Origin of the sequence: Priestia sp. GS2 (assembly GCF_036409025.1) — a bacterium.
Lineage (GTDB): Bacteria > Bacillota > Bacilli > Bacillales > Bacillaceae_H > Priestia > Priestia aryabhattai_A.
The window spans coordinates 3,590,981-3,617,052 of sequence record NZ_JAZGJX010000001.1; the positions used below are offsets into that span (position 1 = coordinate 3,590,981).

The 26,072-nt window shown below is 36.6% G+C and carries 23 protein-coding genes and 1 pseudogene; 10 read left to right on the forward strand and 14 right to left on the reverse strand.

The features are described from left to right. Nucleotides 1-20: 20 nt before the first annotated feature. The 4 genes from V2145_RS18410 to V2145_RS18425 form a co-directional block, all read right to left on the reverse strand. The gene (locus V2145_RS18410) at nt 21-326 is read right to left on the reverse strand and encodes an EscU/YscU/HrcU family type III secretion system export apparatus switch protein (RefSeq protein WP_131887515.1); all 306 of its coding nucleotides are present in this window, start codon (nt 324-326) and stop codon (nt 21-23) included. Beyond that, nucleotides 323-2,650, reverse strand: a complete 2,328-nt coding sequence (locus V2145_RS18415) for a hypothetical protein (protein WP_330988089.1) — start codon at nt 2,648-2,650, stop codon at nt 323-325. The genes V2145_RS18410 and V2145_RS18415 overlap by 4 nt, the downstream gene beginning before the upstream one ends. A 129-nt stretch (nt 2,651-2,779) precedes the next feature. Continuing rightward, nucleotides 2,780-3,463 (reverse strand): response regulator, encoded by a 684-nt coding sequence (locus tag V2145_RS18420; RefSeq protein WP_025908789.1) that lies wholly within the window; start codon nt 3,461-3,463, stop codon nt 2,780-2,782. A gap of 71 nt (nt 3,464-3,534) precedes the next feature. Beyond that, nucleotides 3,535-4,683 carry a sensor histidine kinase gene (locus tag V2145_RS18425; protein ID WP_094911065.1) on the reverse strand — a complete coding sequence of 383 codons (1,149 nt, stop codon included), beginning with the start codon at nt 4,681-4,683 and terminating at the stop codon, nt 3,535-3,537. 567 nt (nt 4,684-5,250) lie between these two features. On the opposite strand from V2145_RS18425, the gene V2145_RS18430 reads away from it, so the two are divergent. Together V2145_RS18430 and V2145_RS18435 are read left to right on the forward strand one after the other, a co-directional pair. Further along, on the forward strand, nt 5,251-5,883 hold the full coding sequence (locus tag V2145_RS18430) for a YigZ family protein (RefSeq protein ID WP_094911064.1): 633 nt from the start codon (nt 5,251-5,253) through the stop codon (nt 5,881-5,883). Between the two features lie 179 nt (nt 5,884-6,062). After that, the gene (locus V2145_RS18435) at nt 6,063-7,055 is read left to right on the forward strand and encodes an LCP family protein (protein WP_094911063.1); all 993 of its coding nucleotides are present in this window, start codon (nt 6,063-6,065) and stop codon (nt 7,053-7,055) included. Nucleotides 7,056-7,115: 60 nt separating this feature from the next. Here V2145_RS18435 and V2145_RS18440 read toward each other — a convergent pair. After that, nucleotides 7,116-8,266, reverse strand: a protein-coding gene (locus tag V2145_RS18440; protein ID WP_330987294.1) for an IS3 family transposase whose coding sequence is annotated in 2 segments (ribosomal slippage) — nt 7,116-7,993 and nt 7,993-8,266 — 1,152 coding nt in all. Because the reading frame shifts where the segments join, the coding sequence is not laid out codon by codon here. A gap of 112 nt (nt 8,267-8,378) precedes the next feature. After that, complete coding sequence (locus V2145_RS18445) at nt 8,379-9,428, reverse strand: glycosyltransferase family 4 protein (protein WP_094911062.1); 1,050 nt, start codon at nt 9,426-9,428, stop codon at nt 8,379-8,381. A gap of 455 nt (nt 9,429-9,883) precedes the next feature. On the opposite strand from V2145_RS18445, the gene V2145_RS18450 reads away from it, so the two are divergent. Next, complete coding sequence (locus V2145_RS18450) at nt 9,884-10,429, forward strand: hypothetical protein (RefSeq protein ID WP_179289226.1); 546 nt, start codon at nt 9,884-9,886, stop codon at nt 10,427-10,429. Between the two features lie 17 nt (nt 10,430-10,446). Continuing rightward, entirely contained in the window at nt 10,447-11,958 is a 1,512-nt protein-coding gene (locus tag V2145_RS18455; protein ID WP_247600549.1) for a flotillin family protein, read from the forward strand. Between the two features lie 37 nt (nt 11,959-11,995). On the opposite strand, the gene V2145_RS18460 is transcribed toward V2145_RS18455, so the two are convergent. From V2145_RS18460 to galU, 3 genes are all read right to left on the reverse strand, one after another. Then, a complete protein-coding gene (locus V2145_RS18460; protein WP_094911060.1) occupies nt 11,996-12,703 on the reverse strand; it encodes a WecB/TagA/CpsF family glycosyltransferase in 708 nt (235 codons plus the stop codon). Nucleotides 12,704-12,794: 91 nt separating this feature from the next. After that, on the reverse strand, nt 12,795-14,078 hold the full coding sequence (locus V2145_RS18465; RefSeq protein WP_094911059.1) for a nucleotide sugar dehydrogenase: 1,284 nt from the start codon (nt 14,076-14,078) through the stop codon (nt 12,795-12,797). A gap of 237 nt (nt 14,079-14,315) precedes the next feature. Then, nucleotides 14,316-15,188, reverse strand: coding sequence for a UTP--glucose-1-phosphate uridylyltransferase GalU (gene galU / locus V2145_RS18470; protein ID WP_094911058.1), 873 nt, complete (start codon nt 15,186-15,188; stop codon nt 14,316-14,318). Between the two features lie 118 nt (nt 15,189-15,306). Between galU and V2145_RS18475 the strand changes: the two genes are divergently transcribed. The 4 genes and pseudogenes from V2145_RS18475 (at nt 15,307) to V2145_RS18485 (ending at nt 20,697) form a co-directional block, all read left to right on the forward strand. After that, on the forward strand, nt 15,307-16,869 hold the full coding sequence (locus V2145_RS18475) for a hypothetical protein (RefSeq protein ID WP_330988090.1): 1,563 nt from the start codon (nt 15,307-15,309) through the stop codon (nt 16,867-16,869). Between the two features lie 559 nt (nt 16,870-17,428). Next, nucleotides 17,429-18,901, forward strand: a pseudogene (locus tag V2145_RS21480) (DEAD/DEAH box helicase); the annotation flags it as partial. Between the two features lie 15 nt (nt 18,902-18,916). Then, nucleotides 18,917-19,471: a DEAD/DEAH box helicase gene (locus V2145_RS21485; protein WP_442956800.1), complete on the forward strand. Its 555-nt coding sequence runs from the start codon at nt 18,917-18,919 to the stop codon at nt 19,469-19,471. 158 nt (nt 19,472-19,629) lie between these two features. Continuing rightward, complete coding sequence (locus V2145_RS18485) at nt 19,630-20,697, forward strand: C40 family peptidase (protein ID WP_330988091.1); 1,068 nt, start codon at nt 19,630-19,632, stop codon at nt 20,695-20,697. Between the two features lie 177 nt (nt 20,698-20,874). Here the strand turns inward: V2145_RS18485 and ssb are convergent, their stop codons facing one another. Continuing rightward, nucleotides 20,875-21,219 (reverse strand): single-stranded DNA-binding protein, encoded by a 345-nt coding sequence (ssb, locus tag V2145_RS18490; protein WP_311856117.1) that lies wholly within the window; start codon nt 21,217-21,219, stop codon nt 20,875-20,877. A gap of 121 nt (nt 21,220-21,340) precedes the next feature. On the opposite strand from ssb, the gene V2145_RS18495 reads away from it, so the two are divergent. Both V2145_RS18495 and V2145_RS18500 read left to right on the forward strand, forming a co-directional pair. Beyond that, complete coding sequence (locus V2145_RS18495; RefSeq protein ID WP_131887526.1) at nt 21,341-21,808, forward strand: YwpF family protein; 468 nt, start codon at nt 21,341-21,343, stop codon at nt 21,806-21,808. 470 nt (nt 21,809-22,278) lie between these two features. Then, on the forward strand, nt 22,279-22,701 hold the full coding sequence (locus tag V2145_RS18500) for a helix-turn-helix transcriptional regulator (RefSeq protein WP_311856115.1): 423 nt from the start codon (nt 22,279-22,281) through the stop codon (nt 22,699-22,701). A 33-nt stretch (nt 22,702-22,734) separates the two neighbouring features. On the opposite strand, the gene V2145_RS18505 is transcribed toward V2145_RS18500, so the two are convergent. The 4 genes from V2145_RS18505 to V2145_RS18520 form a co-directional block, all read right to left on the reverse strand. After that, entirely contained in the window at nt 22,735-23,025 is a 291-nt protein-coding gene (locus tag V2145_RS18505; protein WP_131887528.1) for a hypothetical protein, read from the reverse strand. Between the two features lie 124 nt (nt 23,026-23,149). After that, nucleotides 23,150-23,974: a flagellar hook-basal body protein gene (locus V2145_RS18510; RefSeq protein WP_311856114.1), complete on the reverse strand. Its 825-nt coding sequence runs from the start codon at nt 23,972-23,974 to the stop codon at nt 23,150-23,152. Nucleotides 23,975-24,005: 31 nt separating this feature from the next. Then, a complete protein-coding gene (locus V2145_RS18515) occupies nt 24,006-24,821 on the reverse strand; it encodes a flagellar hook-basal body protein (protein ID WP_330988092.1) in 816 nt (271 codons plus the stop codon). 113 nt (nt 24,822-24,934) lie between these two features. Beyond that, nucleotides 24,935-25,936, reverse strand: coding sequence for a rod shape-determining protein (locus tag V2145_RS18520; RefSeq protein ID WP_131887531.1), 1,002 nt, complete (start codon nt 25,934-25,936; stop codon nt 24,935-24,937). Nucleotides 25,937-26,072: the final 136 nt, after the last annotated feature.

A 26,072-nucleotide genomic window follows, 5' to 3' on the forward strand; every position in this document is an offset into this window, starting at 1 on the left:
TTTTTTACTTATCGGCACGTCTAGTAGCCATTTTCATTCATGTCCTCGACTTTTTTTACAAATAAAAGAATTTCAGCAATAACTCCGTATAGCTGTGGGGGGATTTGATCTCCTAGCTCAATATCCATCAAATTTGTCAGAAGCGTTTCGTCTTCTTGCAGAGGAATATCATGTTGCTTTGCAAGACTAAGAATTCGATTTGCCGTCAAACCTGAACCTTGCGCAACGACTTTTGGTGCTCCTTCCCCTTGCTCATAGCGAATAACTGTTGCAGAAGGTCCTCTCTTTTGCCTTCTATTCCCTGTATTAATATACTGATAGTTCATATTGAATAATCAAATCCTTTCATTGACAGAAGCGGGATTTGTTTCTTAATTGGTGCTTTCACTTCTTCTTCGCTTCCTTTTCGTAACTCTGAATAGGAGACCCCTGTAATTGCGTAACCAATTGCTGTAATTTTATCCTTTAATTCATCCACAACCGTATCAGCGTTTGATACAAAAACGTCACTGTTCGTTTCAAATGAAATGGACAAATTACGATCTGCTGCTTTTAACATCACGCCAATTTCACCGAGTTGCTTCGTCTCAAATAGAAAGTATAAGCTTGTATTTTCCCAGTCAATTTTTTCATGCTGCTTATTTGACTGAACAAATACTTTCATGGTTCCTATTTCACCTTTTAACGTAAAAGGTATCTGCATATAAAGCTGCTGCGCTGATGAGGAATCCTGCTTATTTAAGAGCTGCTGTCCTGTAATATGCTGAAGGGCTGAATCAGTTGTTTGAGCCGACACGCCCACATATTCTCCTTTTAACAGACCACTTTTAACATCAGCTGTGGATGCTTGCTGTTGTCCTTGTAATACATGTAATGCCTCTTTTTCACGCTGAAACCCCAATCTCTTTACCGTTTCATAGATATCTCTAGCTCCTATTTCTGACTCATCAACGATGCTAATTCCTGGTAAAGCAGCTTTTGAAAACAAATCGTCTTGAACAAAATGCAGCATCTTTTGGTGAGAAGGCTTATAGTCCATTCCTTTAATCATCTCTTTAATTTGCATAACTAAGCTGTGAGCTTGAGAGCGATCCCCTTGTGCTAATAGACGTTTGGCTTCTTGAAGAAGCTGACTAGCCTTCAACATTTCTTTTTCAGACTTCATATCAGCATATAACATGAAATCACTTTGTAAAATCGCTTTATCTAGCTGCTTAACGGTTGCTTCTAACAGTTGTGAAGCCTTCATTCTTGCTGAAGGTGCTGATTCTTGAAGCAAATCCGACACATTGAGAAGCTGACGATTTACTTGCTGCTGTATATTTTTAAATTCTTTTGTGATATGCGCAAGTTTTTCTGTCACAACCGTTACAACTACATCTTTTGTAGCAGCATGAAAAGGTAGGTCTTTTGCTGATGATTGCTCAGAACTCTCGCTAATGGCCAATATAACTTCATTTATTTGCTTTCTAGCAGCCATTTCTTTATGCTGATCTGCTAATTTACTTGCCTCAACAAGAGCTTCACTTACTTTTTCAGCGTGTTCCGGATGAGATTTTAAAACTGATAACACTTGATTGGAAAGATGCTCAAGAGCAACTTTTATATTCGGCTCACGACTAAACTTACGCACCGCCAAATGAAGTACTTCTTGAACGTTTTTTATATCTGCTTGTTTTGTTTGTAACGCTGTTACCAAATCACTGGTGCGCTGAAGAACAAGTTCTTGTAGCTTTAAGCCTTCTAGTAGCTTTCGCTGAACTTCTTGCGATACACCGCTACTCTTTAATTCAAGAAGCAAAGTCTGCATTTCTTGTTTTGTTAGGGGCATGTTTTTCAGCAGGTCGTCTCGATTCAATTCTTTAAGAATGCTCGCTGTGACTTCTTGACTCGTTCGGAAAATACGCTGTAATTGCTCTACGATATTCTTAGGTATTTCTTCTACCTTTTTTAATTGCTGAAGAATACTCTCTACGTTATCACTTGTTTTTAGACGTTGAAGCAGTACGCTGATTTCCTCTTGGGTAAAAGAAGATTGAGTCGCTCCTTTTACACTTTCTAAAGCTTCTTCAACCTTAATCTGTAGCTCTAATGACAAATTCGGTCGATTGGTAACCGCTTCTTTAAAAAGCTCCTTTAATCCATCACCATGAAGAGCTTCATCAATTGCAGTAAGATGCGTTACCGTAACTTCTAACTCTTTATTCACAAGAGCAGAAATCGTTTCATCTGTTTGTGAAGCGGAGCGATTTATTATAGTGAAAAAACGTTCAAGTGCTATTATCGAAGATTCTGTTATTCGATATCCAGCATTTCTAAGTCTTTGAGCAGCTTTTTGTACTTGTTCTGAAGGAGCTGCCATATTTGGCCTTGTAATCGGTTCTTCAAAAACCTCTGTTGGTGTTTTCGATAAAACTTGTCCTTCTATATAACCTTCTTTTATATGCGTTACTTTTATTTTAATATGATCATTTTCATGTACTGGCTGGTCTAGCCAAACGGGTACTTCACGTCCCTTTACCTGCATAAGCACTTCTTTTTCATTCATTACTTCCTTAACTATTCCTTGCAGCGTATCTTCTGTTGCAACTGTAGTTGCCGAAGGCGCAATCGCGTGATGCAACGAATGGGATGACTGCTGAATTTTCATAGATTCACGCTCCATTAAGTCGCTTTACGACATATGTTCTCTACGGTATGTATCGGCTACTTTTTTTTGCTTTTCATATGTCTTTTCACCTAAAAAAGCTCCGCATACAAATGTATGCGGAGCTTTTTTTTATCGTACTTCTACCCAACCGTTTTTAATTGCTACAACAACGGCTTGCGTACGGTCGTTTACGTTCATCTTTTGTAAGATATTACTTACATGATTTTTAACTGTTTTTTCACTAATATATAGAGCTTCACCAATTCCACGGTTGCTCTTTCCATCAGCTAAAAGCTGGAGTACTTCACATTCACGGCGAGTTAATAAGTGAAGTGGACGACGGATTTCAATTGGCTCATGTGGATATGAAGATGATTGACCTTGAGCTGCCAGGCGACGATATTCTTTTACTAGGCTATGCGTTACCTTCGGGTGTAGGTAAGATCCACCTTCTGCTACCACTTTAACAGCTTCAATTAATGCATCTGCATCCATTTCTTTTAATAGGTAGCCTCTTGCTCCTGTTTGAAGTGCATGAGTCACATATGTTTCATCATCATGAATAGATAAAATGATAACTTTCGTATCTGGATTCATCTCTACTAGCTGCTTTGTTGCTTCAACACCATTTACAGCTGGCATATTGATATCCATGATAACAACGTCAGGTTGATGTTCTTCAACAAGACCAATCGCTTCGTTACCATCGTCACCTTCTGCTACTACTTCAAAATCTTTTTCAAAATCTAAAATACGTTTTACTCCTTCGCGGAATAATTGATGGTCATCAATGATGACAATTCTTGTTTGCATGTTCGGTTCCTCCCCAAATCTAACAGTGAATAGTTATTTACTATATTAATTTGATGTTATTGTTATTTTTATTATTTATTTAGAATCGGTACTTTAATCATAACAAGTGTACCTTGATTTAATTTTGAATGGACAGCAATGCTTCCACCCAACAAATCTACTCTTTCCTTCATTCCAATTAAACCAAAGGAATTTTCTTTTTTTTGATTTTGATCAAAGCCACATCCATCATCTTTTACAAGTAAAATTGCTTGTTCGTTATTAAACTCAATTTTCACTTGAACTTCCGAGGCATCCGCATGCTTTAACGCATTTGTAACAGCTTCTTGTACAAGTCGAAACAGTGCTACTTCCAGCTTTGACGCAGTACGTTTTTCTTGTCCAATCGAAATGAAAGTAATGCGTGGTTTACCGTCATTATAGTCTTCAATCGTATCTAAATATTTTCTGAGCGTTGGAATTAACCCGAGATCATCCAATGCCATTGGTCTTAAGTCGTAAATAATTCTTCGCACTTCATAAAGTGCTGAACGCACCATTTTTCGTAAATCTCGAATTTCATCCATAGCTTCCTGAGCACTGCGCTCTCGGTAAATACGCTCAATTAATTCCGACCTCATCATCACGTTAGCTAGCATTTGAGCTGGACCATCATGAATTTCACGGGATAATCTTTTCCGCTCTTCCTCTTGTGCTTCAATAATCCGAAAGCCAAAATACTCTTTTTGAATAGCATCTTCAACAATTTCTCCAACTTGTTTCAAATCGCTGGTTAAATAGTTTAATACTACTGAAATCTGTCCTACCAGGTGATCTGCACGCTTAATGGTTTCTTCCAACGACATCAATCGACGCTCAAGTTCATCTCGCCTACTTCTAAGCTGGTGTTCTGACTGCTGATTCATCAAAAGCTTTGTTTGCAGTTCATGAGCCTTTTCGTAGGCATCTTTCACCTCTGGCTCAGAATAAATTTGAAAATGCTTACTTACCTCAGCTAAGCGCTTTCGTGCTAAACGTGCCTGAGCCTCTAAGCGATCTCCTTGTTCAATAACATGCAAAACTTTGGCTTTTAAACCTTCTAGTTCTTCTTTTATCTCTTCATATTCCTGTCGTGCACTTTCAGATAAGCGATATACTTCATCTTTACTATTTCCAACTGTGCCAATGATTTTGTCTAATATTTCATCTAACATTTTACTTGTTAATTTATGTTTTGACATTTGTTCACCTCAAGCTTACACTCACATTCGAAGAAATGCCAATACGTTATTACGCTTTCTCGTACGACTTACTTGAACTGCGAGGAAATCTGGATAGACTCCAGTTTACATGATTAAGACAGCATCTATAGAAACAGCATGGCTATAGAAAAACATATGAGATACCTTCTTGTTTTTCTTATATTAGAATAGAATAAGTTCTTTTGGTGTACATCTTTGCTCACTACTTTTTTCATGCATGATATACACTCTACTCCAAAAGACTACCATTTCTATCTCACCATTAACAGGGACAAACATCCTGTTTCGTTTAACAATTACATGTCATTCGTAACATTTATGTGATTATTTTTTTAAAACTTTTGGTTTAGTTAGTCTGTCCATTATCATTGATAAATACTTTACAACACTGTAACAATTCAAGGCTCCAAATTGATGTATCAGTTTTGAAGCTTTATAATAAGTGAGATAAGAAAAAATTGCTTTTATTCTTAATTTTAATTACCTATTACCCACTTTTCTTTAATAAACACATAAAATCATATAAACAGGAGGCATTTTACTACCTTGTTACCTCAATATTATACTGTAAAACAGTCTGGTGCACATGAAATTGTGATTCAAAAATCGCGCTTTATCTGCCATGCAAAGCGTGTGACAACGGAAAAAGAAGCACAAGACTTTATTCAAGGGATAAAAAAAGAACATTGGAGCGCAAACCACAACTGTTCTGCCTATTTAATCGGAGAGCGGGATCAGTTTCAAAAAGCTAATGATGACGGTGAGCCTAGTGGTACTGCCGGTGTACCAATGCTTGAAGTACTGAAGCGAAAAGAGCTAAAGGATACTGTTGTGGTAGTAACGCGTTATTTTGGCGGCATTAAACTTGGGGCTGGAGGACTCGTTCGCGCATATAGCAACTCAGTATCTGAAGGCCTTACAAACATTGGCATCGTAAAATGTACACTTATGCAAATCATGCATACAAAAGTCGATTATACGTGGCTTGGCAAGCTAGAAAATGAATTACGCAATTCACCTTATGCCTTAAAAGAAATTCATTATGCAGATAACGTGATTGTAGATACATTTGTCGAAGAGAGTCAAAAAGATGCATTTACAGCATGGATGACGGAACTTACAAATGGCCAAGCAGACATTTCAGCAGGCGAAGTGACCTATTTAGAAGAAGAGATATAATGAATTATTTACTGTGAATTAAAAACATTGTAAAATGAAAGACAGCGCACTGAGTCACAGTGCGTCGTTCTTTTCCTTACTAAAATATAAGGTAATATTGAAACCATACCGTTTAAATTGAATTCTAACAACAAACAATAAAATTATGTAAAAACTTACTAAACTAAAGGAGAACGTATATGGCTCAGCATAGGCGTTTTGAAAAACGAGTAAATCGAAAAAAGCGAAAAAGAAGATTGCTTTCTTTTTTTCTTTTGCCAATCTTAATCATTGGATTATCCGCTACGGCGTACGGCTCTTATTTGTTCGCTAAAGCAAAAAGCGTTGCATCTGATTCATTTCAAAGCTTAGGAGATCGTGACTCTTCACCGATGCGCGATCGAAAAATCGACCCTAAGAAAGACAACATCTCCATTTTATTTATGGGGGTTGATGACAGCGAATCGCGAAATTTCGGGAAATCTGCTCGTACAGATGCACTAATTTTAGCGACGCTAAACGAAAAAGAAAAAACGGTGAAGCTTGTGAGTATTCCTCGCGACTCTCGTGTATATATTCCAGAAGTCAGCAAAAAAGATAAGATTACGCATGCTCATGCATATGGTGGACCGAAAGCAACGGTCGAAACAGTTGAAGAGCTATTCGATGTTCCCGTAGACTACTATGTAAAGCTTAATTTTCAGGCTTTTACTGAAATTGTTGATTCTTTAGGAGGCATCGAATTTGATGTACCTTACGACTTAAAAGAAAAAGACTCTAGTGACCATCATGAAGGGGTCGTACTAAAAGCTGGTAAACAGCACTTAAACGGTGAAGAAGCACTAGCCATTGCTCGAACAAGAAAACAAGATAGTGACATTGAACGAGGCAAGCGACAGCAGCAGCTTATGCAAGCTATCGCTAAGGAAGCGTCGTCAATTGGGTCTATGACAAAGTATGGTAACTTAATCGAAGCTGTTGGTGATAACATGAAAACAAACTTAATGTTTGGCGAGATGCTTTCGTTCTACGATTACGCTTCAAAAAATATTGAGATTGAAACATTAAACCTTGCTGGGACAGATGATACGATTAATGGGGTTTATTATTATGACTTGGATGATATGGCTGTTCAAGAAGTAAGCGATACGCTACACGAACATTTAGGTCTAGACGAAGAAAGCAAAGAATAGAAAAAAGCCTGTCGGCCGAGGGACTGACCCCTGTTTTTGAGACAGGAATCAAAACACCTTTTAAACAACCAGTTTTCTGTATTGTACAGGAGACTGGTTGTTTAATTTTGTTTGAATACGGGCATGGTTATAATACGTAATATAGCTTTTGACGGTTTGCTCTACGATGGTAGTCGTAGTGTATGTCAACTCGTCAAGGTAGAACGTTTCAGACTTTAGTGAGGAATGAAACGATTCAATTGAGGCATTATCTGCGGGCGTCCCTTTTCGGGACATACTCATGATAATGCCTTTCTCTTTAATTGTTTGTTGATAAGCATACGATGTGTACACAGAGCCTTGATCACTATGCAACGTACACCCTTCCGGTAGAGAAGGGAGTTGGTTAAGCGTGTCTAAAACAAACGCGACATTTTGACAATCACCTATGGAATACGCAATAATCTCTCCGTTAAATAAATCTTGAATACTTGAAAGATACAATGGTTTCGGCCCAAAAGGCAAGTACGTAATATCGGTCACGAGCTTTTGAAGAGGGCGTTCAGCTTGAAAGTCACGATTTAATACATTCTCTGCAACCTGATAAGGTTGCCCTGTTCGCTGCCGTTTCTTCCGTTTAACACGACATTGCCAACCGTATTTCTGCATGGTACGCTGCACAAACTTGTGGTTAATCTTCATGGTTCGCTTGAGTACAGCTGTGATTTTTCGATAGCCATATCGAAACTTGTGTGCACGACATTGTTCACCCACTTGCTGTTCCATCCATTTCTTTCGTGTATCCTGTTGACTATGCTGCTTCCAACGGTAGTAAGTGGATCGGGGAATACCAAGATGGAAACAGATTTGATAAATAGGGATTTGTTCTTTTAACTCTTCCACTAGGTTCACTGCGATTTCTGGTACCACTTCCTTTCCAATTCCTTGTACTTTTTTAAAATCTCGATTTGTTGCTTTAACTGTCGGTTCTCAGCCTCTAACTTCGCTGTCTCGCTTTCAAAATCAGGACCTTTTCCATAGGCATATTGCTTGCCTACTGGCTGTTCCAACCGGTGTACATCCCCAGTTTGATACCACTTCATCCACGTTTTTAATTGGGTAGGATTTCGAATGTTTAGTTGTGATAAGACTTCTTTTACAGGTACACCGGCTAATCTCATTTCAATTGCCTTTAACTTTAGTTCGACTGGATAACTAACTCTTGTTCCCATAGAAAAAACACCTCCAAGTGATGGTTAGGTACTACATACCCAGTTTTCAACTTAAAGGTGTTTTTTATTTGTCTCACTTTACGGGGTCAGTCCCCGAGCCGACAGGCTTTTTTTATTTATATCGCAGAGCTTGAAACATATTGAGTAGTGGTCGATATGTTTTATCTACCAGACCAATTTTCTCCACAATAATTTCAATTGCAAAAATTAAAATGGCGAGAACGAGGAACGATCCCCACATGGTTTGTACCTGAGAAAAGATAACCGCTGCTAGGCCAAAGATTGCACTCATACCGTAAATAATTAAAACTGTTTGGCGATGGCTGTACCCTAAGCGCAACAGGCAGTGATGCAGGTGCGACTTGTCAGGAGCCGAAAGCGGCTGATTTTTAACGATACGGCGAATAATTGCAAAGAACGTGTCTGAAATCGGTACACCGAGAATAATAACGGGTACAATCAATGAAATTAACGTAACATTTTTAAATCCTAACAGAGATAAAACCGAAATCATGTACCCTAAGAACAGTGCCCCTGTATCTCCCATAAAGATTTTGGCAGGATGAAAATTATAAAACAAGAACCCAAGCGTACTGCCTAACAGGATAAAGCCCATACTCGTTACGAACACGTCGTTCATCATAATGGCCATTCCTGAAATTGTAATTAACACAATTGAAGAAACTCCAGCTGCAAGACCATCTAATCCGTCAATTAAGTTGATGGCATTGGTAATCCCTACAATCCAAATGATAGTAAGAGGAATACTCAAAACGCCAAACTCAAGACTGCCGTTAAAAGGAAGGTTGATATACTGAACTTGTACACCGCCATATACCACCACGATTAATGCTGCAAGCAATTGACCGCCTAGCTTAATTTTTGCTGAAAGTTCCATCATATCATCCAACACACCTGTGATAATGATGATAAAACTTCCGATGATAATTGCTAAAGCGTAAGGGCTAGTTGGTTGTAAAAGGAAATAACCGATTAAAAAACTAATAAATATTGCTAATCCTCCAAGACGAGGCATAATTTTCTGGTGAACTTTTCGTTGATTTGGCTTATCTGTTGCACCTATTTTAAATGCTAATTTTTTAACAAGCGGAGTGACTAAAATAGACGAAATAAAACAAATAAACAAGGTCAAATATAACATGTAGACCCTCCTCAGGTTTATGTTAACCAAAATCGCAGTAAATGTTACTGTTATTTAGATTTGGATAATATTACATATGAGCGAGCTATTGCACAAAATTTTTTGACTAGTTTTCTCCTAAACTGGATTATACCATATTGATTTTACTACTTAAATAAGAATTTGTCTTTATAAAGCTTAAACTAACTTTTTCTATGTATCTATCATTTAATACACACCTGCACTCTTATATTTTTCTTCTATCTTTCTCTTGCTAACCAACACCCTATCTATTGTATTTAACCGTCTTTGCAAATATACGAACATTCGAATGGATGAATGAACCAATTGCTTATCTACTGCATCATCTCAACCTTAAAGTTGAAAAAAAATTATTATTTTTATAAAAAATGAAACTTTTCCATTTTTTGAGCGTATTACCTTTTATAAGAATTAAATGAAGGGAGGTTTTCAAATTGGAACTGTTCTCGGTACCTATTCAGACAATTTACCTTTACACGCTAATTGGTTTTGGTACCCTTACCTTTTTATACATTTTATTCGGTGACGTACTAGATGCATTATTTGAGGGTATTCCTGGATTAAATCCTACGCTCATTTTTTCCTTTTTTACAATCTTCAGTGCAAGCGGCTATATCTTAGAACAATTACAGCTATTTTCTAGTATTTTAAATCTGATTGTCTCTGCAATTATTGCCCTATTACTCGTAACACTACTTAATATTTTTGTTCTTATTCCTTTATCATCTGCTGAAGAATCAATTGCTTTTACAGAGTCATCTCTTCAAGGCCGAATTGGCGAACTCATCATTCCTATTCCTATTGACGGATACGGTGAAGTTGTTGTTAAAGACGTAAGTGGTACTATTTCAAAACCAGCTATTAGCTTAAAAAATCAAGAAATTTTGTCAGGTACCAAAGTATTGATTGTTGAAATCAAAAACGGAAATGCGGTTGTTGTTACTTACGAATCGACCAACTACACACTACCAAATTCATAATCAAGAGGAGGATATTTATGTCCATTTTTATTATTGCTGGAATCGTTGTCTTTTTATTAATCGTATTGATTGGAGTATTTATTACCAAATATCGTACTGCAGGTCCTGATGAAGCACTGATTGTCACAGGTAGCTATTTAGGATCAAAGAATGTTCACGTTGATGAATCTGGAAATAGAATCAAAATTGTTCGAGGCGGAGGTACATTTGTATTACCCGTATTTCAACAAGCTGAACCATTGAGTTTATTATCAAGTAAATTAGAAGTATCAACACCTGAAGTATATACAGAACAAGGTGTACCCGTGATGGCCGATGGTGTATCTATTATTAAAATAGGCGGTTCTATATCAGAAATTGCTACAGCAGCTGAACAGTTCTTAGGTAAAGCAAAAGAAGATCGTGAAACGGAAGCGCGTGAAGTTCTTGAAGGACATTTACGTTCGATTTTAGGATCAATGACTGTGGAAGAAATTTATAAAAATCGAGAGAAATTTTCACAAGAAGTACAGCGCGTAGCCTCTCAAGACTTAGCAAAAATGGGGCTTGTTATCGTCTCATTTACAATCAAGGATGTACGTGATAAAAATGGATACTTAGAATCCCTTGGTAAACCTCGTATCGCCCAAGTAAAACGTGACGCTGACATTGCTACTGCTGAAGCTGAAAAAGAAACGAGAATTAAGCGCGCAGAAGCACACAAAGATGCTCAAAAAGCGGAACTAGAGCGAAATACTGAAATTGCGGAAGCCGAAAAAGCAAACCAATTAAAAACGGCTGAATACCGCCGTGAACAAGATATTGCAAAAGCTCGTGCTGACCAAGCATATGATTTAGAAACAGCTCGTGCAAAACAGGAAGTAACAGAACATGAAATGCAAATTCGTATCATTGAGCGTCAAAAACAAATTGAGTTAGAAGAAAAAGAAATTCTTCGTCGTGAACGCCAATATGATTCTGAAGTTAAAAAGAAAGCAGATGCGGATCGCTACGCAGTTGAGCAGGCTGCTGCTGCTGAAAAAGCGAAGCAACTTGCAGAAGCGGATGCAAATAAGTATCGTGTTGAAACAATGGCTAAAGCAGAAGCTGAACGCGTTCGTATTGATGGTCTTGCAAAAGCGGATGCTGAGCGTGCTCAGGGTGAATCAGAAGCAGAAATTATTCGTTTAAAAGGACTTGCAGAAGCGGAAGCAAAACAAAAAGTCGCAGAAGCGTTTGAACAGTTCGGTCAAGCAGCTATATTGGATATGATTATCAAAATGCTACCAGAATATGCGAAGCAAGTTGCTGCACCTTTATCTAATATTGATAAGATTACAGTCGTTGATACAGGTAGCTCAGGTGAAAATGGCGGTGCCAATAAAGTAACTGGCTATGCTACCAACCTAATGTCTACTTTACAAGAATCGTTAAAAGCTTCATCTGGGTTAGATGTTAAAGAATTGATTGAAAACTTCTCTGGAAAAGGAAACGTTCGTCACAGCTTAGATCAGCTAACAGAAGAAATTAAAGATAAAAAAGAAGCGTAATAAAAAAGAGAGCCTTTTGCCTAGGCTCTCTTTTTTATTATCCTTTTAGCGCTTTAAGTAAGAACTTTGGTAGTGCTAGTTGTCTTTTTAAACGCCATGGCTCTTTTATTAAGCGATATAACCATTCTAACCCGAATCGTTGAAAAAATTCTGGAGCACGGTTTAAGCGACCAGAAATTACATCAAACGATCCTCCTACCCCTTGGTAAACGGAAGGGTATAAATGATCTTTGTTTGCTAAAATCCAGTTTTCTTGTGCTGGGCTTCCTAATGCAACAAAAACGATCTCTGCTTTTGATTCATTAATAGTTGTTTCAATTACATGCTCGTCTTTTTCATAACCATCAAGTACACCCACAATTTGAATACCTGGAAACTTCTCTTCTAGCTTGACTTTCGCCTCTTCAGCTATGCCTGGCTTGGCACCATACAAGAAGATTTTCTTGCCTTCTACAGCAGCTGTTTCACAAAGCTTCATCATCATATCAATTCCCGTTACTCGTTCGCGGATTTTACCTTTGCGAAGCTTAGAAGCCAAAATAACACCAATACCGTCTGGAATTTGATACGTTGCTTTATTTAGCAATGTACGTAGCTCCTGATCTTCTTGGGCTTTCATGATCTTTTCTGGATTAATGGCTACAATAAACGAGGTGTTACGTTGATTAATATCTTCCATTAGCTTTACTGCTAACTCATCATATGTGTCGTGACATACATCTACACCTAAGATATTCTCTTTCATCAAATCACCTATTTAAAGATACTAAAATTTTGTGTTTATTCGTAATGAAAGACAGGCTATAGCCCGTCTTTCATTGTTATCTTTATTATGCTTACATTGTAGAAACTTTAGAATCACCTAATAAAATAACATCAAATCCTGCTTGTTTCCATGCATCACGCTGAATACAATTTTTCGTATCAAAGATAGCTTTGGTACGCATTTTATCTTCAACTGCAGACGGAAGCATTTCTTTAAATTCGTTATGGTCTGTGAGAATTAAGATTAAGTCTGCATGAGCTACAGCTTCCTCTAAGTCTTGTGTTTGCTTTTCAATTTTATTTTCTTTAATGTGCGGGTCGAACGCCGTGTAATCAACATTTAACTTATCTAAATGTGCCAATACATCCGTTGATGGACTTTCACGCATATCATCAATATTCCCTTTAAATGCTAGGCCTAATACGGCAACACGACCGTGCTGAATGCCTTTTGCATCAAGAATGCTTTTTGCTTTTAGCGCGGTATATTCTGGCATTGAATCATTTGTTTGGCGAGAAAGAGAAATGATTTTCGCTAACTCAGGTTGTAGTTCTGTTAAGAACCATGGGTCAACTGCGATACAGTGTCCCCCTACACCCGGCCCTGGTAAATGAATGTTTACACGTGGATGATAGTTCGCTAACTTAATCGCTTCCCAAGCATTAACACCTAGTTTTTCACTAATTTTTGCTAACTCATTCGCGAAAGCAATGTTCACATCGCGGTACGTATTTTCAATAACCTTGACCATTTCAGCCGTTGTAGCATCTGTTACGTGAATATTGCCTTTTACGAATACTTTATATAATTCCACTGTTAATCGACTTGATTCTTCGTTAATTCCACCCACAATGCGATCATTGTTTACCAGTTCTTCAAATACCTTACCTGGAATAACACGCTCAGGTGAATGAGACACAAATAATTCTGTTCCAAACGCTAGTCCTGTTTCTTTTAAAACAGGTAGCATAACATCCTCTACAGTACGAGGAGGAACTGTTGACTCTAAAATAACCAAATTCCCTTTACGAACATAAGGAACGATTGATTTGGTTGCTTCTCTTACATAATTTAAATTAGCTGTTTTATCACTATTAATTGGCGAAGGTACTGCAATAATGAATACATCTGCTTCTTCAGGTTTTGTACTAACCGTGAATAAGCCTTCGTCGACTGCTTCTTCTAAGCGCTCTTGTAGTCCATTCTCTTCTATATGAAGCTGTTTATTTTTAATTAAGTTGACTGCATGCTCGTTTACGTCAACGCCGTGAACCTGTAAACCATGATTTGCAAACATAACGGCTGTCGGTAAACCAATATACCCTAAGCCAACTACACATAATTTTTTTGCCATTACAGAAAATCTCCTTTATATGACATACTTTATAAATGAAACCTACATGATATTATAGCGAAAATTGTTGCATCATGATAGCTTTTATATAAAAACACTATTCAAATTGTCTTCTTATTTATATTATGCATCAGTTTTGTTTTGTTCATCACCGAACAAATGATTTATCTTTTTAAGCTTTTTCTAAACCAAAAGAACTAACGCACTAGTTGCAGTGCGCTAGTTCATCTACTATAATCATTTGTCTTTTACAATCGTTTGAAAGTAGTCCATTAGTTTTTCTTTCAGTTCATCTCTTTGCAAACCAAAATCTACCGTAGCCTTAATAAAACCAAACTTATCTCCTACATCATAGCGATTACCTTGGAAATAGTGAGCCAACACGCGCTGAGATTCATTCAGTTGTAAAATTGCATCTGTCAACTGCACTTCTCCCCCAGCACCAATTTTCTCTTGACTTAAAATATCAAAAATCTCAGGTGTTAAAATGTATCTTCCCATAATTGCGTACGTAGAAGGTGCATCAGCCGGATTTGGCTTTTCTACTAACGTATTTACTTCAAAAACATCATCTTGTATTGACTCTTCAATTCCAATAATTCCATATTTATTCGTTTCTTGACGAGGTACTTCCTGAACACCTACTACCGTACATTGGTGTTCTTCATAAACATCCATAAGTTGTTTTAAGCAAGGCTTTTCCGATTGTACAATATCATCACCGAGTAAAACTGCAAAAGGTTCATTACCAATAAAGCTTTGTGCACAGTTAATCGCATGCCCTAACCCCTTTGGTTCCTTTTGGCGAATGTAATGAATATTGGCTAAGCTTGAAATTTCTTGGATTTCTTTAAGCATGTCCCATTTTTCTTTAGCTGCTAACGTTTCTTCTAATTCATATGATTTATCAAAGTGATCTTCAATCGCGCGCTTACCGCGACCGCTAATAATTAGAATATCTTCAATACCAGAAGCTACTGCCTCTTCAATAATATATTGAATCGTTGGTTTATCAACAATCGGTAACATTTCTTTTGGTTGCGCTTTCGTTGCAGGTAAAAATCGTGTTCCTAATCCTGCAGCTGGTATGATTGCTTTACGTACTGTCATTTCATTTACCTCCCATTAAATTCATGGTTGTTACAATTCATATAAATGTATTTTATAATAACCTTATCATAACTGTCACGAAATTCTACATCGCTTCCATTTTGAAAGGATGAGTCAAATGACCGAGTTTATTTATAAATTAAAATCAAAATTTATTTCTACTCTTCCCTACAATAATCCAATTTATAAAGCAAAAGCTGCTGATGGGCTTCAATTATATAAGCAGATTTCAAACAATGGCATAAAGCAAGACACAGAGACCATCTCTAACCGTGTAGATGGATTTACCACAACAATTAATACAAGCAACTTACTCAAAAGCTCGTGCACGTGCAATGATGGTGAATTTTGCAAACATCAATTCGCTTTGGTTTTCTTTCTTTGGGCCCAATATGAGCCCCTAACAATACTATTTCAAGAGTGGCGAAGCGCAGGGGAGACAAGCTTATTCATTCAACCAAAAAAACCTTCTTCTCTTTCCATTGATCTTTCTTTTAAGGCGTGGATCGAGCAGTTTGATATAGTATACGATCAATTCTCGCAAGCACAATCCACCAAAAACCTTTCTATTTTTCAAAATCTATATGAGGAGTTTTTTATGTCATTAACTAAGACAGCTCCAACTGAACCGACCTTACGAAACCTTTTTCTTTTATATGGAGGTCTATACGCCGTCTTAAAATTTAATGATGAGCTAAAGCAGATTCAGCTCTCTGCTAACACAAAAGAATCCTTCTTATATGTGCACCTTTATAAACTAACTAATAAAGTAAGTGAATTAGCTAAAGTTAATAAGCTAAGTTCCATTCCAGATGATAAGAAATTCATTATTGAAAATAGTTTATCTTTTATTCGCTTATTACTAGATGAAAGTGATTCATTACAATATGAATTGATGAAGTTATATGAGGTTATATGGGCAAATGTATTAAATGACGAGGAATGGATCAACAAAGAATTAACCATTCTTAAACCTTTTACCTCTATTCACGCGACTATTGCCCGTAGCTATTTATTATTTTTAAATGGAAACGATGAAGGTGCTATCCTAACTCTAAAACCAGATGACTTATCAAAGCTTCCTTACTATATCTCTTGGGTAAAGGAACTGCTTTCTCAAAAAGAAACGGAGCGCTTGCCAGTGTGGATAACCTATCTTTCAAATAAAATGGGTGAGTATGTAAGGACTGTTCCCTCCACTTATCAAGGAAGTCGAAATATGGTTTCAATCTTAGTGAACCTTTTTAAACAATACGCACTTCTCATAAAGAAGGAAGATCCTTATATCGTGTGCCTTCAGCTTTTATTACCGTATAGCTTTATTGAATATAGCCAGTATCTACATAACAAAGGATATTTAAAAGAATGGATGGAACTTCAAGTACTGCTAGACTTTGATGATGCCCAACAAGCAAGTGAAATAGCTGAATATGTTATTCAACAACGTGCAGATTATGCGATTCCAATCCTGCATCAAATTATTAGTCACTTTATTTCAGAGCGTAAGAAAACAAGCTATGCACTTGCATGTGATTACTTACTAAAACTACAAGAAATTTATATTAAAACAAATAAAGAGAAGTTGTTTCATCGTTATATACACTATTTACATGGTGAAACAAAATCACTATCCTTATTTCAAAAGCTACTAAAAGAAAGAGGGCTTCATGCTGATGTTTGATTTATTTGAACTAACGCTCCATATTGATAAATACGAAGATAAGTTGTTTTTATACTGCACCGACAGAAACCAACAGCTTCTACAGCCAGCCAAATGGAAGAATTCCCTATTTTTATGGCATTCTTCTTCTTATTACGGTACAACTCTATCTCCTTTTGAGCTGGACGGCAAGAGTGGTATTCTATTGTCAGCATGGGATAGCTTCACATTCTTTTTGTCCATTGAAAAAGGACACTTATTAACACCAACGTTTTCAGAAGAAGTTCAGGATTACTTTAATAGAGCTTTAAAGCTAAAAGAGAACCTATTAACTGTCGATGGATTAACACAGCCTTTATTGGTAAATAGCAATTCAACTTGGGAAAAAAATGTGCTTGAATTTCTTTTTCTCAATCATACTTATCAGCTGCTCGAGGAGGCTAATATCCCTTATCCTCAAAGTGAATATACCGTATCTGTGCGATTTGAAGAACCGTTATTTGAAGGTTCTTTTTGGGAAGTTCAGCTAGTAGCCATTCCTGCAGATAGCGATCAAGACCCTTTTCTTATTCGTGATGACATGATTCATGAGTATCAAAATGAAAAAGCTATTTTATATGAAGTTCAACGAATTAAGCACTCATCACCTACCTTACGACATGCCTTATCAGGAAAAGTACCTACGTTATCTGATGAAGAGCTATGGAACTTCCTGACCCAGGAAAGCAATGAATTAATTCAAAAAGGTGTGCACATGCAGCTACCTAGCTGGTGGAAAGGAATTAAAAAAGGTCGAATTCAAGTACACGCTGTCCATGAAGAAAACCAAGCGTCTTCGTTTGGAATAGAAGCTTTAACAAACTTTCAATGGTCGGTTTCTATAGACTCACATAGGTTAACGGAAGATGAGCTCAACGACTTGATTAAAAAGAAAAAACAGTTGCTAAAATTAGATGGTCAATGGATTCATGTAGACAGTACGCTTATCAGAAAAGCGAAAAAGCTGCTAAAAGAAGCAAAGCAACAAGGCGTTAGCGTCCATCAAGTATTGCGTTCGCATCTAAAACAGCCTTTTTCATTTGATAATGATTGCAATAACGTGCCCATTGAATATTACTTAAATTCACACTCTCAATCAATTGTTAATCAATTAAAGCAAGCTCATACACTTCCACCTATCCAACTTTCTTCTGCTTTTAAAGGAAAACTGCGCCATTATCAACAGGTAGGATTAAATTGGTTAATCCACCTACGTCAAATAGGGATAGGCGGCTTGTTAGCAGACGACATGGGTCTTGGTAAAACGATTCAGTTGATTAGTTATTTTACAAAGGCAAATGAACTAGCCGCTGCACAAAAGCCCTTTTTACTTATTTGCCCAACTTCACTGATTGGGAATTGGGAGAAAGAGCTGAGTAAATTTTCACCTTACCTCAAAGTGTATACTCACTATGGTAAAAACCGATTAGCGTCAGAAAACACAACAAGTCTAGATGAAATAAGTGATTATGATCTAGTCATTACAACTTATCAATTGGTGGCTCAAGAAGTCGGACTTTTTCAAGCGAAAGTTTGGGATACAGTATGTTTGGACGAAGCCCAACATATTAAGAACCCTCATACTAAACAGGCAAAAGCAGTTAAAAAATTAAATACAGCTCATCGATTTGCTCTGACCGGTACACCAATCGAAAATCGGTTAACCGAGCTATGGTCTATTGTTGATTTTCTAAATCCTGGTTATCTAGATAGCTTAGAAAGGTTTAAGAAAGAATTTGTTATTCCAATTGAGAAAGAACAAGACCTAAAAAAATCGAAACAGTTAAAAGCATTGCTTTCTCCCATTTTATTAAGACGTACTAAATCAGATAAAAAAATTGCTTTAGACCTACCTGATAAACAAGAAGAAAAAGTGCATATTGAGTTAACAGCTGAACAAAAAGTGCTGTACGAAGAGCTTGTTCATTCGACTCTTAACGATCTTAAAGAACAAAAAGGAATTGAACGAAGCGGTCAGGTTCTTCAACTTCTAACAAAGCTCAAACTACTTTGTAACCACCCTGCTTTGTTGTTAAAAGAGCCAATTAATAAGCAAGCTATTACTCGATCACCTAAGCTTGAGAAGACAGTTGAGCTACTAAAACAAATTAAACTACAAAATGAAAGCTGCTTAATCTTCACTCAATATCTTGAAACAGGGAACATGCTAAAACGTACTTTGAAAAGAGCTTTAAAAGAAGATGTATTATTCTTGCATGGAGGTTTATCAAAAGCAGAGCGTGATGACATGGTAGCATCTTTTCAATCTGGTCAGCATTCCATTTTCATCTTATCCTTACGATCAGGTGGAGTTGGTTTGAACCTAACAACCGCGAATCACGTAATTCATTTTGATCGTTGGTGGAATCCAGCAGTCGAAAATCAAGCGACAGATCGCGTATATCGAATTGGTCAACAAAAATTTGTCCATATTCATAAATTTATTTCCTTAGGGACGATTGAAGAAAAGATTGATGATATGATGATGAAAAAATACGCGCTAAGTGAACAGTTAGTTCAAAATGACAAGTGGATCACAGAATTGTCACAGCAAGAACTGCAAGAATTATTTCAATACAATTAATAAAAGAAAAAGCCAACTCCTTATTAAATTCAGCTTCAAAAGAAGAAAAAAGGTGTTTTGTGTGACAAAATACCCTTTACTTCTTCTTTTTTTTTAGATTATGATTAAAACGAGTCGAAAATAGTCTAAAAGATTCATATACAAAAGGAGGATTACTAGTGAAAAAAAAGCAAATTGTCCTGTCGATAGGATCGATATTAGGAGGAATTACCCTTTTTCAAACGTCTACTGACGCTGCTTCTACTTCTGTTCAGGTAAAGTCAGGCGATACTTTGTGGTCAATAGCTACTAAATATCAAACAAGTGTACAAAACTTAAAGACTCAAAATAACCTAAAGTCTGATGTTATCCATATAGGACAAACACTCGTGATTTCGTCTAATGCATCAAAACCATCAGAGCCTACGAAACCTGTTGAGACAGCAAAACCAACACCTTCCACACCGAGTACTGCTTCTACTTATAAAGTACAAAGTGGCGATACGCTATATAAGATTGCAGCTCAATTTAAAATGAGCGTTTCAGATTTAAAAAGGTTAAATTCACTCTTATCAAATGTTATTTATGTCAACCAAACATTAAAAGTAAATGGACAAGCTACATCTTCTAACCCCAAGCCGGAAGTAACGGAACCACAAACGCCGTCGGTTTCAACAAATGGTACATACAAAGTTCAGCAGGGTGATACGCTTTCTAAAATTGCAGCTCAGTTTAAAATGAGCGTCTCTGCTCTTAAAACAGCAAATAACTTAAAATCTGATATTATTTATGTCAACCAGGTCTTAAAAGTAACTACATCTGGAGCAGCGCCATCTACGCCAAGCACTGGCACTCCTTCAACTACAACGCCAACCAATGGACAACTAAATGTTTCTAAAATGATTACTGATGCAAAGAAATATATAGGTGTTCCTTATAAATGGGGTGGTACAACACCATCTGGCTTTGATTGCAGTGGATTTATTTACTATGTAATGAAAGAACAAGTTTCAATGCCTCGTTATACAACAATGGGCTTTTGGAATGCTTCAAAGTCGGTAAGTCAGCCACAACCTGGAGATTTGGTGTTCTTTACTACATATACGTCAGGACCTTCACATCTAGGAATTTACCTAGGAAATCGTCAGTTTATTCATGCTGGCTCTTCAACAGGTGTAACTATTTCAAGCTTAGATAATAGCTATTGGAACAAACGCTACCTAGGAGCGAAACGTTTCTCAAAATAAAAGCTAAACTCCTCTAGTTGTTACTTGCAGCTAGAGGAGTTTTTCACAAAAAAGAACCATTGATGAGAGTTCAATGGCAAAGTGGGGATTATAATAAAGAGAGGAAAGTAAGTTTTTCTGATCTTGGATAAAAGAGATAATGAAGCAATTCCATTTAGCTTATAGTGCTGAAAAACATCATGGCTGATTTTCAGGTGAGGAAGGCTTACCGCTTAAAAACCGAACATATTCTGCGATAATTTCTGTAACATAAGCGCGTTGATGCAAGTTGTTTTCAAACGTACGTGTTTGCACACGACCTACGACTCCTATAATAGACCCCTTATCACAGTATTTCGTCATGTTTTCAGCGTTTTTCCGCCATAGCGTTATTGATACAAAATCTGCGTCCACTTCTCCTTCCTGGTTACGAAAATTTCTGTTCACAGCTACTGTAATGTGAGAAAAAGGAATTCCTTCGGAAGTATATTTTAGTTCAGGAGCTCGTGTCAAACGCCCTACTAACACTACTTCATTAATCAATTGATCACCTCTTTATTCAATTTCTACACAATCAAAAGGTTGAATAATAAGAATATTCTTATACCTCATGTTATAATAGTGGTATACGAGTAACATATTTGTTAAAGGAGGAAGCTTCTGTATGAAAACATTTCGATTAGTCGGCCTACAACTAATTGATCATGAAGGAGAGAAACATAATTTAGAATTAAATAAAGGGTTAATTATTAATAAAGAAGATACAGATAACCATTGGATTCTCGAAGCTGTTATTGATCAGCAGTTTACACGCTTATTTGAGCTGCCACTAAAAGATCATCAACCTGTACAAATTGAGGCACTTATCTCAAAACCAACCAACGATCCTGCCTTGTTTTCGGTTCAGGTTGTTTCAGTCAAAGCAATTAACGATAAGCAGATAAGCGTATTAATGAAAGGTACATTACTTGAAAGAAAACTACACTTTGCTGAAATGATTCTCGCTAACTTGATTGAACAAGGTTTAACAGGTTCTGAATTATTAGCACAGTTTAAATATCAGCTTCATAATAAAAAACGAAATAACAAAACTCTTCCTACTAATGAACGAGAAAATATAAAGAACACGTGAAGATTAAAAAATTTATATTACTTAAAAGGGTGTTGAGTCATACGGTGAAGGTTATGGTTGGAGGGTAAAGGATTAATAGGCTTAAACTCTCTATGCTTCCCCAAAAATAAAGGTAAATCATTCATTCGACTATTCTTTCTTTTGCGATGTTTTATTTGATTACGTTTCAAGTAATATTTCGCCATTTCTCTACTCCTTTCTTGTTTGTATTATGTATATTAATATATTTTTTACCATGATTCAACAGCTTTTTCTTCACCTTTTTTTACTTATCAGTTAAGCTTTATTTTTTTCACCACTTTTTTTTAAAAAACCCCTATCTTACTTTATTTAATTTAAAAATAAACGAATATTACCTTGAATTTTCTGTCATTTTGCTGTATTTTTTTAATTAAGTTCGAATATTACTCATTTACATGACTTTAGACCTAATTCCGAACACAATCTATATGAAGAAAGAAGTGGTACTTATGTTAGAAATTGCTGTTAAGATTAAAATGCTTCGTGCTAATGCAGGTTTGACTCAAGATCAATTTGCAAAATTGCTTAATATTTCTCGCTCTAAAGTTTCCAAATGGGAAACTTCCATTCAATATCCCGATATAGCAGACTGCCTTTTGCTTAAAAGTCATTTCCAAATAAATCTAGATGAGTTTTTAGAATCTGAACCTCACCTTCAACAACCCCACAAACTCAACTCTTCACCTGCTACTTATCATGTTTCCGACAACGATGTTCACACTCTACTTATGCTCTTTCAAAAATACCCTGATTTAAAAAAAGCTTTACAAAAACTGCACTCTTTACCAGAAGTACCTCAAAAAGAGCTCTTAAATACCATCACCCCTTTATTCCGGAAATTGTATACGCTTTCAAACAAAAAACAAACATGACAACCTAAGCTGACATGTTTGTTTATACTCATTCTATTCATCTTTACGATCTTTATCTTCCATATCATTCATATCTTCTACTGGGTCTTCTTGGTCATTCTCATTGTTTTCATCATCATTTTGATTCTGGTTATCATCCATGTTGTTCATATCGTTTTCGTCTTGCATCTCTTGTTCTTGCATATTTTCTTCTTTTTGCTCATCCATGTTTTCTTGCTCTTCCATTTGCTCTTCTTCTGGCGGTGGGTCTTGCGTGTTACACGCCCCTAGTGTTGCAAGTGCAAACACAGCTGAACCTAAACCCATAAGTATTTTTTTCTTCATCGTAGCAACTCTCCTTTTACATAAATTCAATCTACGTACTTAGAATGCCACGTGAAGGTATAGTTTATGAACAAATTAAAAAATTAGTTATAATTTACTATTTTATAAAAAGCAAAGCGAATAATTAACGTATACTGTTTACCAGTCCCATCATTTGATCAGCAATTGAAATGGATTGCGAATTAAACTGGTAGGCTCTTTGCGTCAATGTCATATCCGTTATTTCTTTGCTCATATCAACGTTCGATTGTTCCAAGACCCCTTGCCGAATCCCCGATTCCATACGTTCATCACCCTGTAAGCTTTGAATACTATTTTCTTGATTTAGAGCATCAGGAACCTTAAATAAAGATAAACCAACTGCCTCAAGTGACTGCGGACGGTTTACTCGAGTTAAACCTAGGGTAATAACTTCATTTTCTTCACTTCCAACAACAGTTAATTCACCAGCTTTATTAATTTGAAGCTCACGAAAGTCCTTGCTAAAGGAAATAATATTGCCTTCACTATCTAAGACTGCATTTCCATCTGCGTTCACTAACTGTACTTCTCCGTTTCCAAGTGGGGTAAGATAAAAGGAACCGCTTTTTGTATAGTACGTTTCTACTGTACCATTATTATCTCTCTGCACCTGAAAGAAAACGTTTGGGTTGGTTAATGCAACATCTAGTTGTCGCCCTGTTTCTTGAAGTGAACCTTGTGTAGTAACAAGTTTCGTTTGAGAAAGAATGGCTCCTGCTCCTTGACGAATGCCAAGCGGTGTCTTTCTTCCTTGTTCACTTGCTTTATCCGACTGATTAGTGATTTGTTGATACAACATATCACTAAATGACGCGTCACGCTTTTTGTAACCAACTGTATTTACGTTTGCCAAGTTGCTTCCAACTAAATCTAAGCGCTGTTGCAATTGAGTCATTGTGTTTGTAGCATTAATCATCGAGCGATTCACGTATTATTCCTCCAATTATTTGATACAATGCTTATCTTACTTTACCAATTTCATTGGCTGCTTTTTCCATGCTGCGATCGTAAGCTTGCATCACTTTTTGATTTGCTTCAAATGTACGATAAGCAGTAAGTAGTTCAGTCATAGTTTGTGACATATTTACATTAGAGCGCTCCACAAAGCCCTGTTTAATTTCGTAAGAAGCGTCACTGTTTTCAATAGTTGAAGGCAACGGCTCACCATTTTCAGTTTGGTATAGTCCGTTTCCTGTTTTAATGATTGTTTCCATAGAATCAGCATACGCAATATTTAATTGCCCCGTTACTTCACCATTAACCATTACATTCCCTTGATTATCCACTTTAAATTCTTCACTTCCGACATTGATAGGTTCATTATTTATATTAAGCACATATTCACCATTATTAGTGGTTAAAAATCCTGCCGGGTCTACTGAAAAATTACCATTTCGTGTATAAGAAAGGTTATCCTCAGAACTCTGTACTACGAAAAATAAGCCACCATTCTGGTCTGGTAAGTTCGTTTGTAACAGTGCGAGATCTGTTTGGTAATCGGTTTGCTGGAGATCTCCTTGCACAAAATTAGGAACCGTTTCTTGTAAGTATACTCCTGTATTTAAGCTTCCAATGTTCTCTTGAGAACGAGTTACAGTTTTTCCTTTTTGCTGCTCTTCGATACGCTGCAATAACATCTCCGGAAACGCTCTAATAACTCCTTGATCCTCTTTAAAGCCTGGAGTATTTGCATTAGCAATATTATTTGTAAGCATATCTGTTCTTCGCTGTTGGGATAGCATTCCTGCTGTCGCTGTATAAAAACCTTTAAACAACTTGTCCACCTCACACTTTTAGAAATAATAAAACTCCTCTTGTAATACTTTACAAAGAGGAGTTATCATCTTATTTACGCTTTTACAAAAAGCGTATGATAAGAATTTCATTATTAAATAATACTTCGGCGAGAAAGTCGATCGATATTGTCTAGCATAATACCTGTACCAACTGCAACACAATCCATTGGACTCTCAGCAATCAGTACGGGAACTTTTAGTTCTTCTGCTAGCAACTGATCAATACCGTGTAGTAAAGCTCCTCCGCCTGTTAAGATAACACCTCTATCTATAATATCGGCAGAAAGCTCTGGAGGTGTACGTTCTAAGACACTTTTTGATGCTTGTACAATGACGCTAACAGATTCTCTAAGCGCTTCCTCTACCTCATGAGATTTTACTGTGACTGTACGAGGAAGGCCTGACACCATATCTCGACCTCTAATATCTAATTCTTCTTCTCTTGAGTTAGGGAAAACTGTACCAATTTTCACCTTAATTTCTTCAGCTGTTCTCTCACCAATTAACAGCTTATATTTGCTTTTTATATACTGTAAGATTTCAGCATCAAAACGATCTCCAGCCATTTTAATAGATGAAGCTGTTACAATATCGCCCATTGATAACACAGCCACATCTGTTGTTCCACCACCAATATCCACTACCATATTACCGCTTGGTTGAAAGATATCCATTCCCGCACCAATAGCTGCTACTTTTGGCTCTTCTTCTAAATAAATGGTTTTGCCGCCACTTTTTTCGGCTGCTTCACGTATTGCCTTTTGTTCTACGGATGTAATATTCGTAGGACAGCAAATTAAAATGCGAGGTTTCGATAAAAAACCTTTTACATTTAACTTATTAATGAAATATTTCAACATAGATTCTGTAATATCAAAGTCCGCGATTACACCATCTTTAAGAGGACGAATTGCTACAATATTACTAGGTGTACGTCCAACCATCTGACGTGCTTCTTCCCCAACTGCTAACACTTTATTTGTATTTTTATCGATTGCTACAACCGATGGTTCATTTAATACAATTCCTTTGCCTTTTACATGAATTAAGACGTTAGCCGTACCAAGGTCGATACCGATGTCTTTTGCTAACATACCTTAAATCCTCCTTCAGTTTACATATCATTGCATGCATACCATTCTTTTTTCCTAATTTACTATTTTATCACAAATTGTATATGTATGTATTTATTAATAAAAATTTTTATTTTTTTACTTTTTTAACCAATAT

Coding starts and splice junctions, on each gene's coding strand:
- V2145_RS18410 (WP_131887515.1), bottom strand. CDS start 326: ATGAACTATCAGTATATTAATACAGGGAATAGAAGGCAAAAGAGAGGA.
- V2145_RS18415 (WP_330988089.1), bottom strand. CDS start 2,650: ATGAAAATTCAGCAGTCATCCCATTCGTTGCATCACGCGATTGCGCCT.
- V2145_RS18420 (WP_025908789.1), bottom strand. CDS start 3,463: ATGCAAACAAGAATTGTCATCATTGATGACCATCAATTATTCCGCGAA.
- V2145_RS18425 (WP_094911065.1), bottom strand. CDS start 4,683: ATGTCAAAACATAAATTAACAAGTAAAATGTTAGATGAAATATTAGAC.
- V2145_RS18435 (WP_094911063.1), top strand. CDS start 6,063: ATGGCTCAGCATAGGCGTTTTGAAAAACGAGTAAATCGAAAAAAGCGA.
- V2145_RS18445 (WP_094911062.1), bottom strand. CDS start 9,428: ATGTTATATTTGACCTTGTTTATTTGTTTTATTTCGTCTATTTTAGTC.
- V2145_RS18455 (WP_247600549.1), top strand. CDS start 10,447: ATGTCCATTTTTATTATTGCTGGAATCGTTGTCTTTTTATTAATCGTA.
- V2145_RS18460 (WP_094911060.1), bottom strand. CDS start 12,703: ATGAAAGAGAATATCTTAGGTGTAGATGTATGTCACGACACATATGAT.
- V2145_RS18465 (WP_094911059.1), bottom strand. CDS start 14,078: ATGGCAAAAAAATTATGTGTAGTTGGCTTAGGGTATATTGGTTTACCG.
- galU (WP_094911058.1), bottom strand. CDS start 15,188: ATGACAGTACGTAAAGCAATCATACCAGCTGCAGGATTAGGAACACGA.
- V2145_RS18475 (WP_330988090.1), top strand. CDS start 15,307: ATGACCGAGTTTATTTATAAATTAAAATCAAAATTTATTTCTACTCTT.
- V2145_RS18495 (WP_131887526.1), top strand. CDS start 21,341: ATGAAAACATTTCGATTAGTCGGCCTACAACTAATTGATCATGAAGGA.
- V2145_RS18500 (WP_311856115.1), top strand. CDS start 22,279: ATGTTAGAAATTGCTGTTAAGATTAAAATGCTTCGTGCTAATGCAGGT.
- V2145_RS18505 (WP_131887528.1), bottom strand. CDS start 23,025: ATGAAGAAAAAAATACTTATGGGTTTAGGTTCAGCTGTGTTTGCACTT.
- V2145_RS18520 (WP_131887531.1), bottom strand. CDS start 25,936: ATGTTAGCAAAAGACATCGGTATCGACCTTGGTACGGCTAACGTCTTA.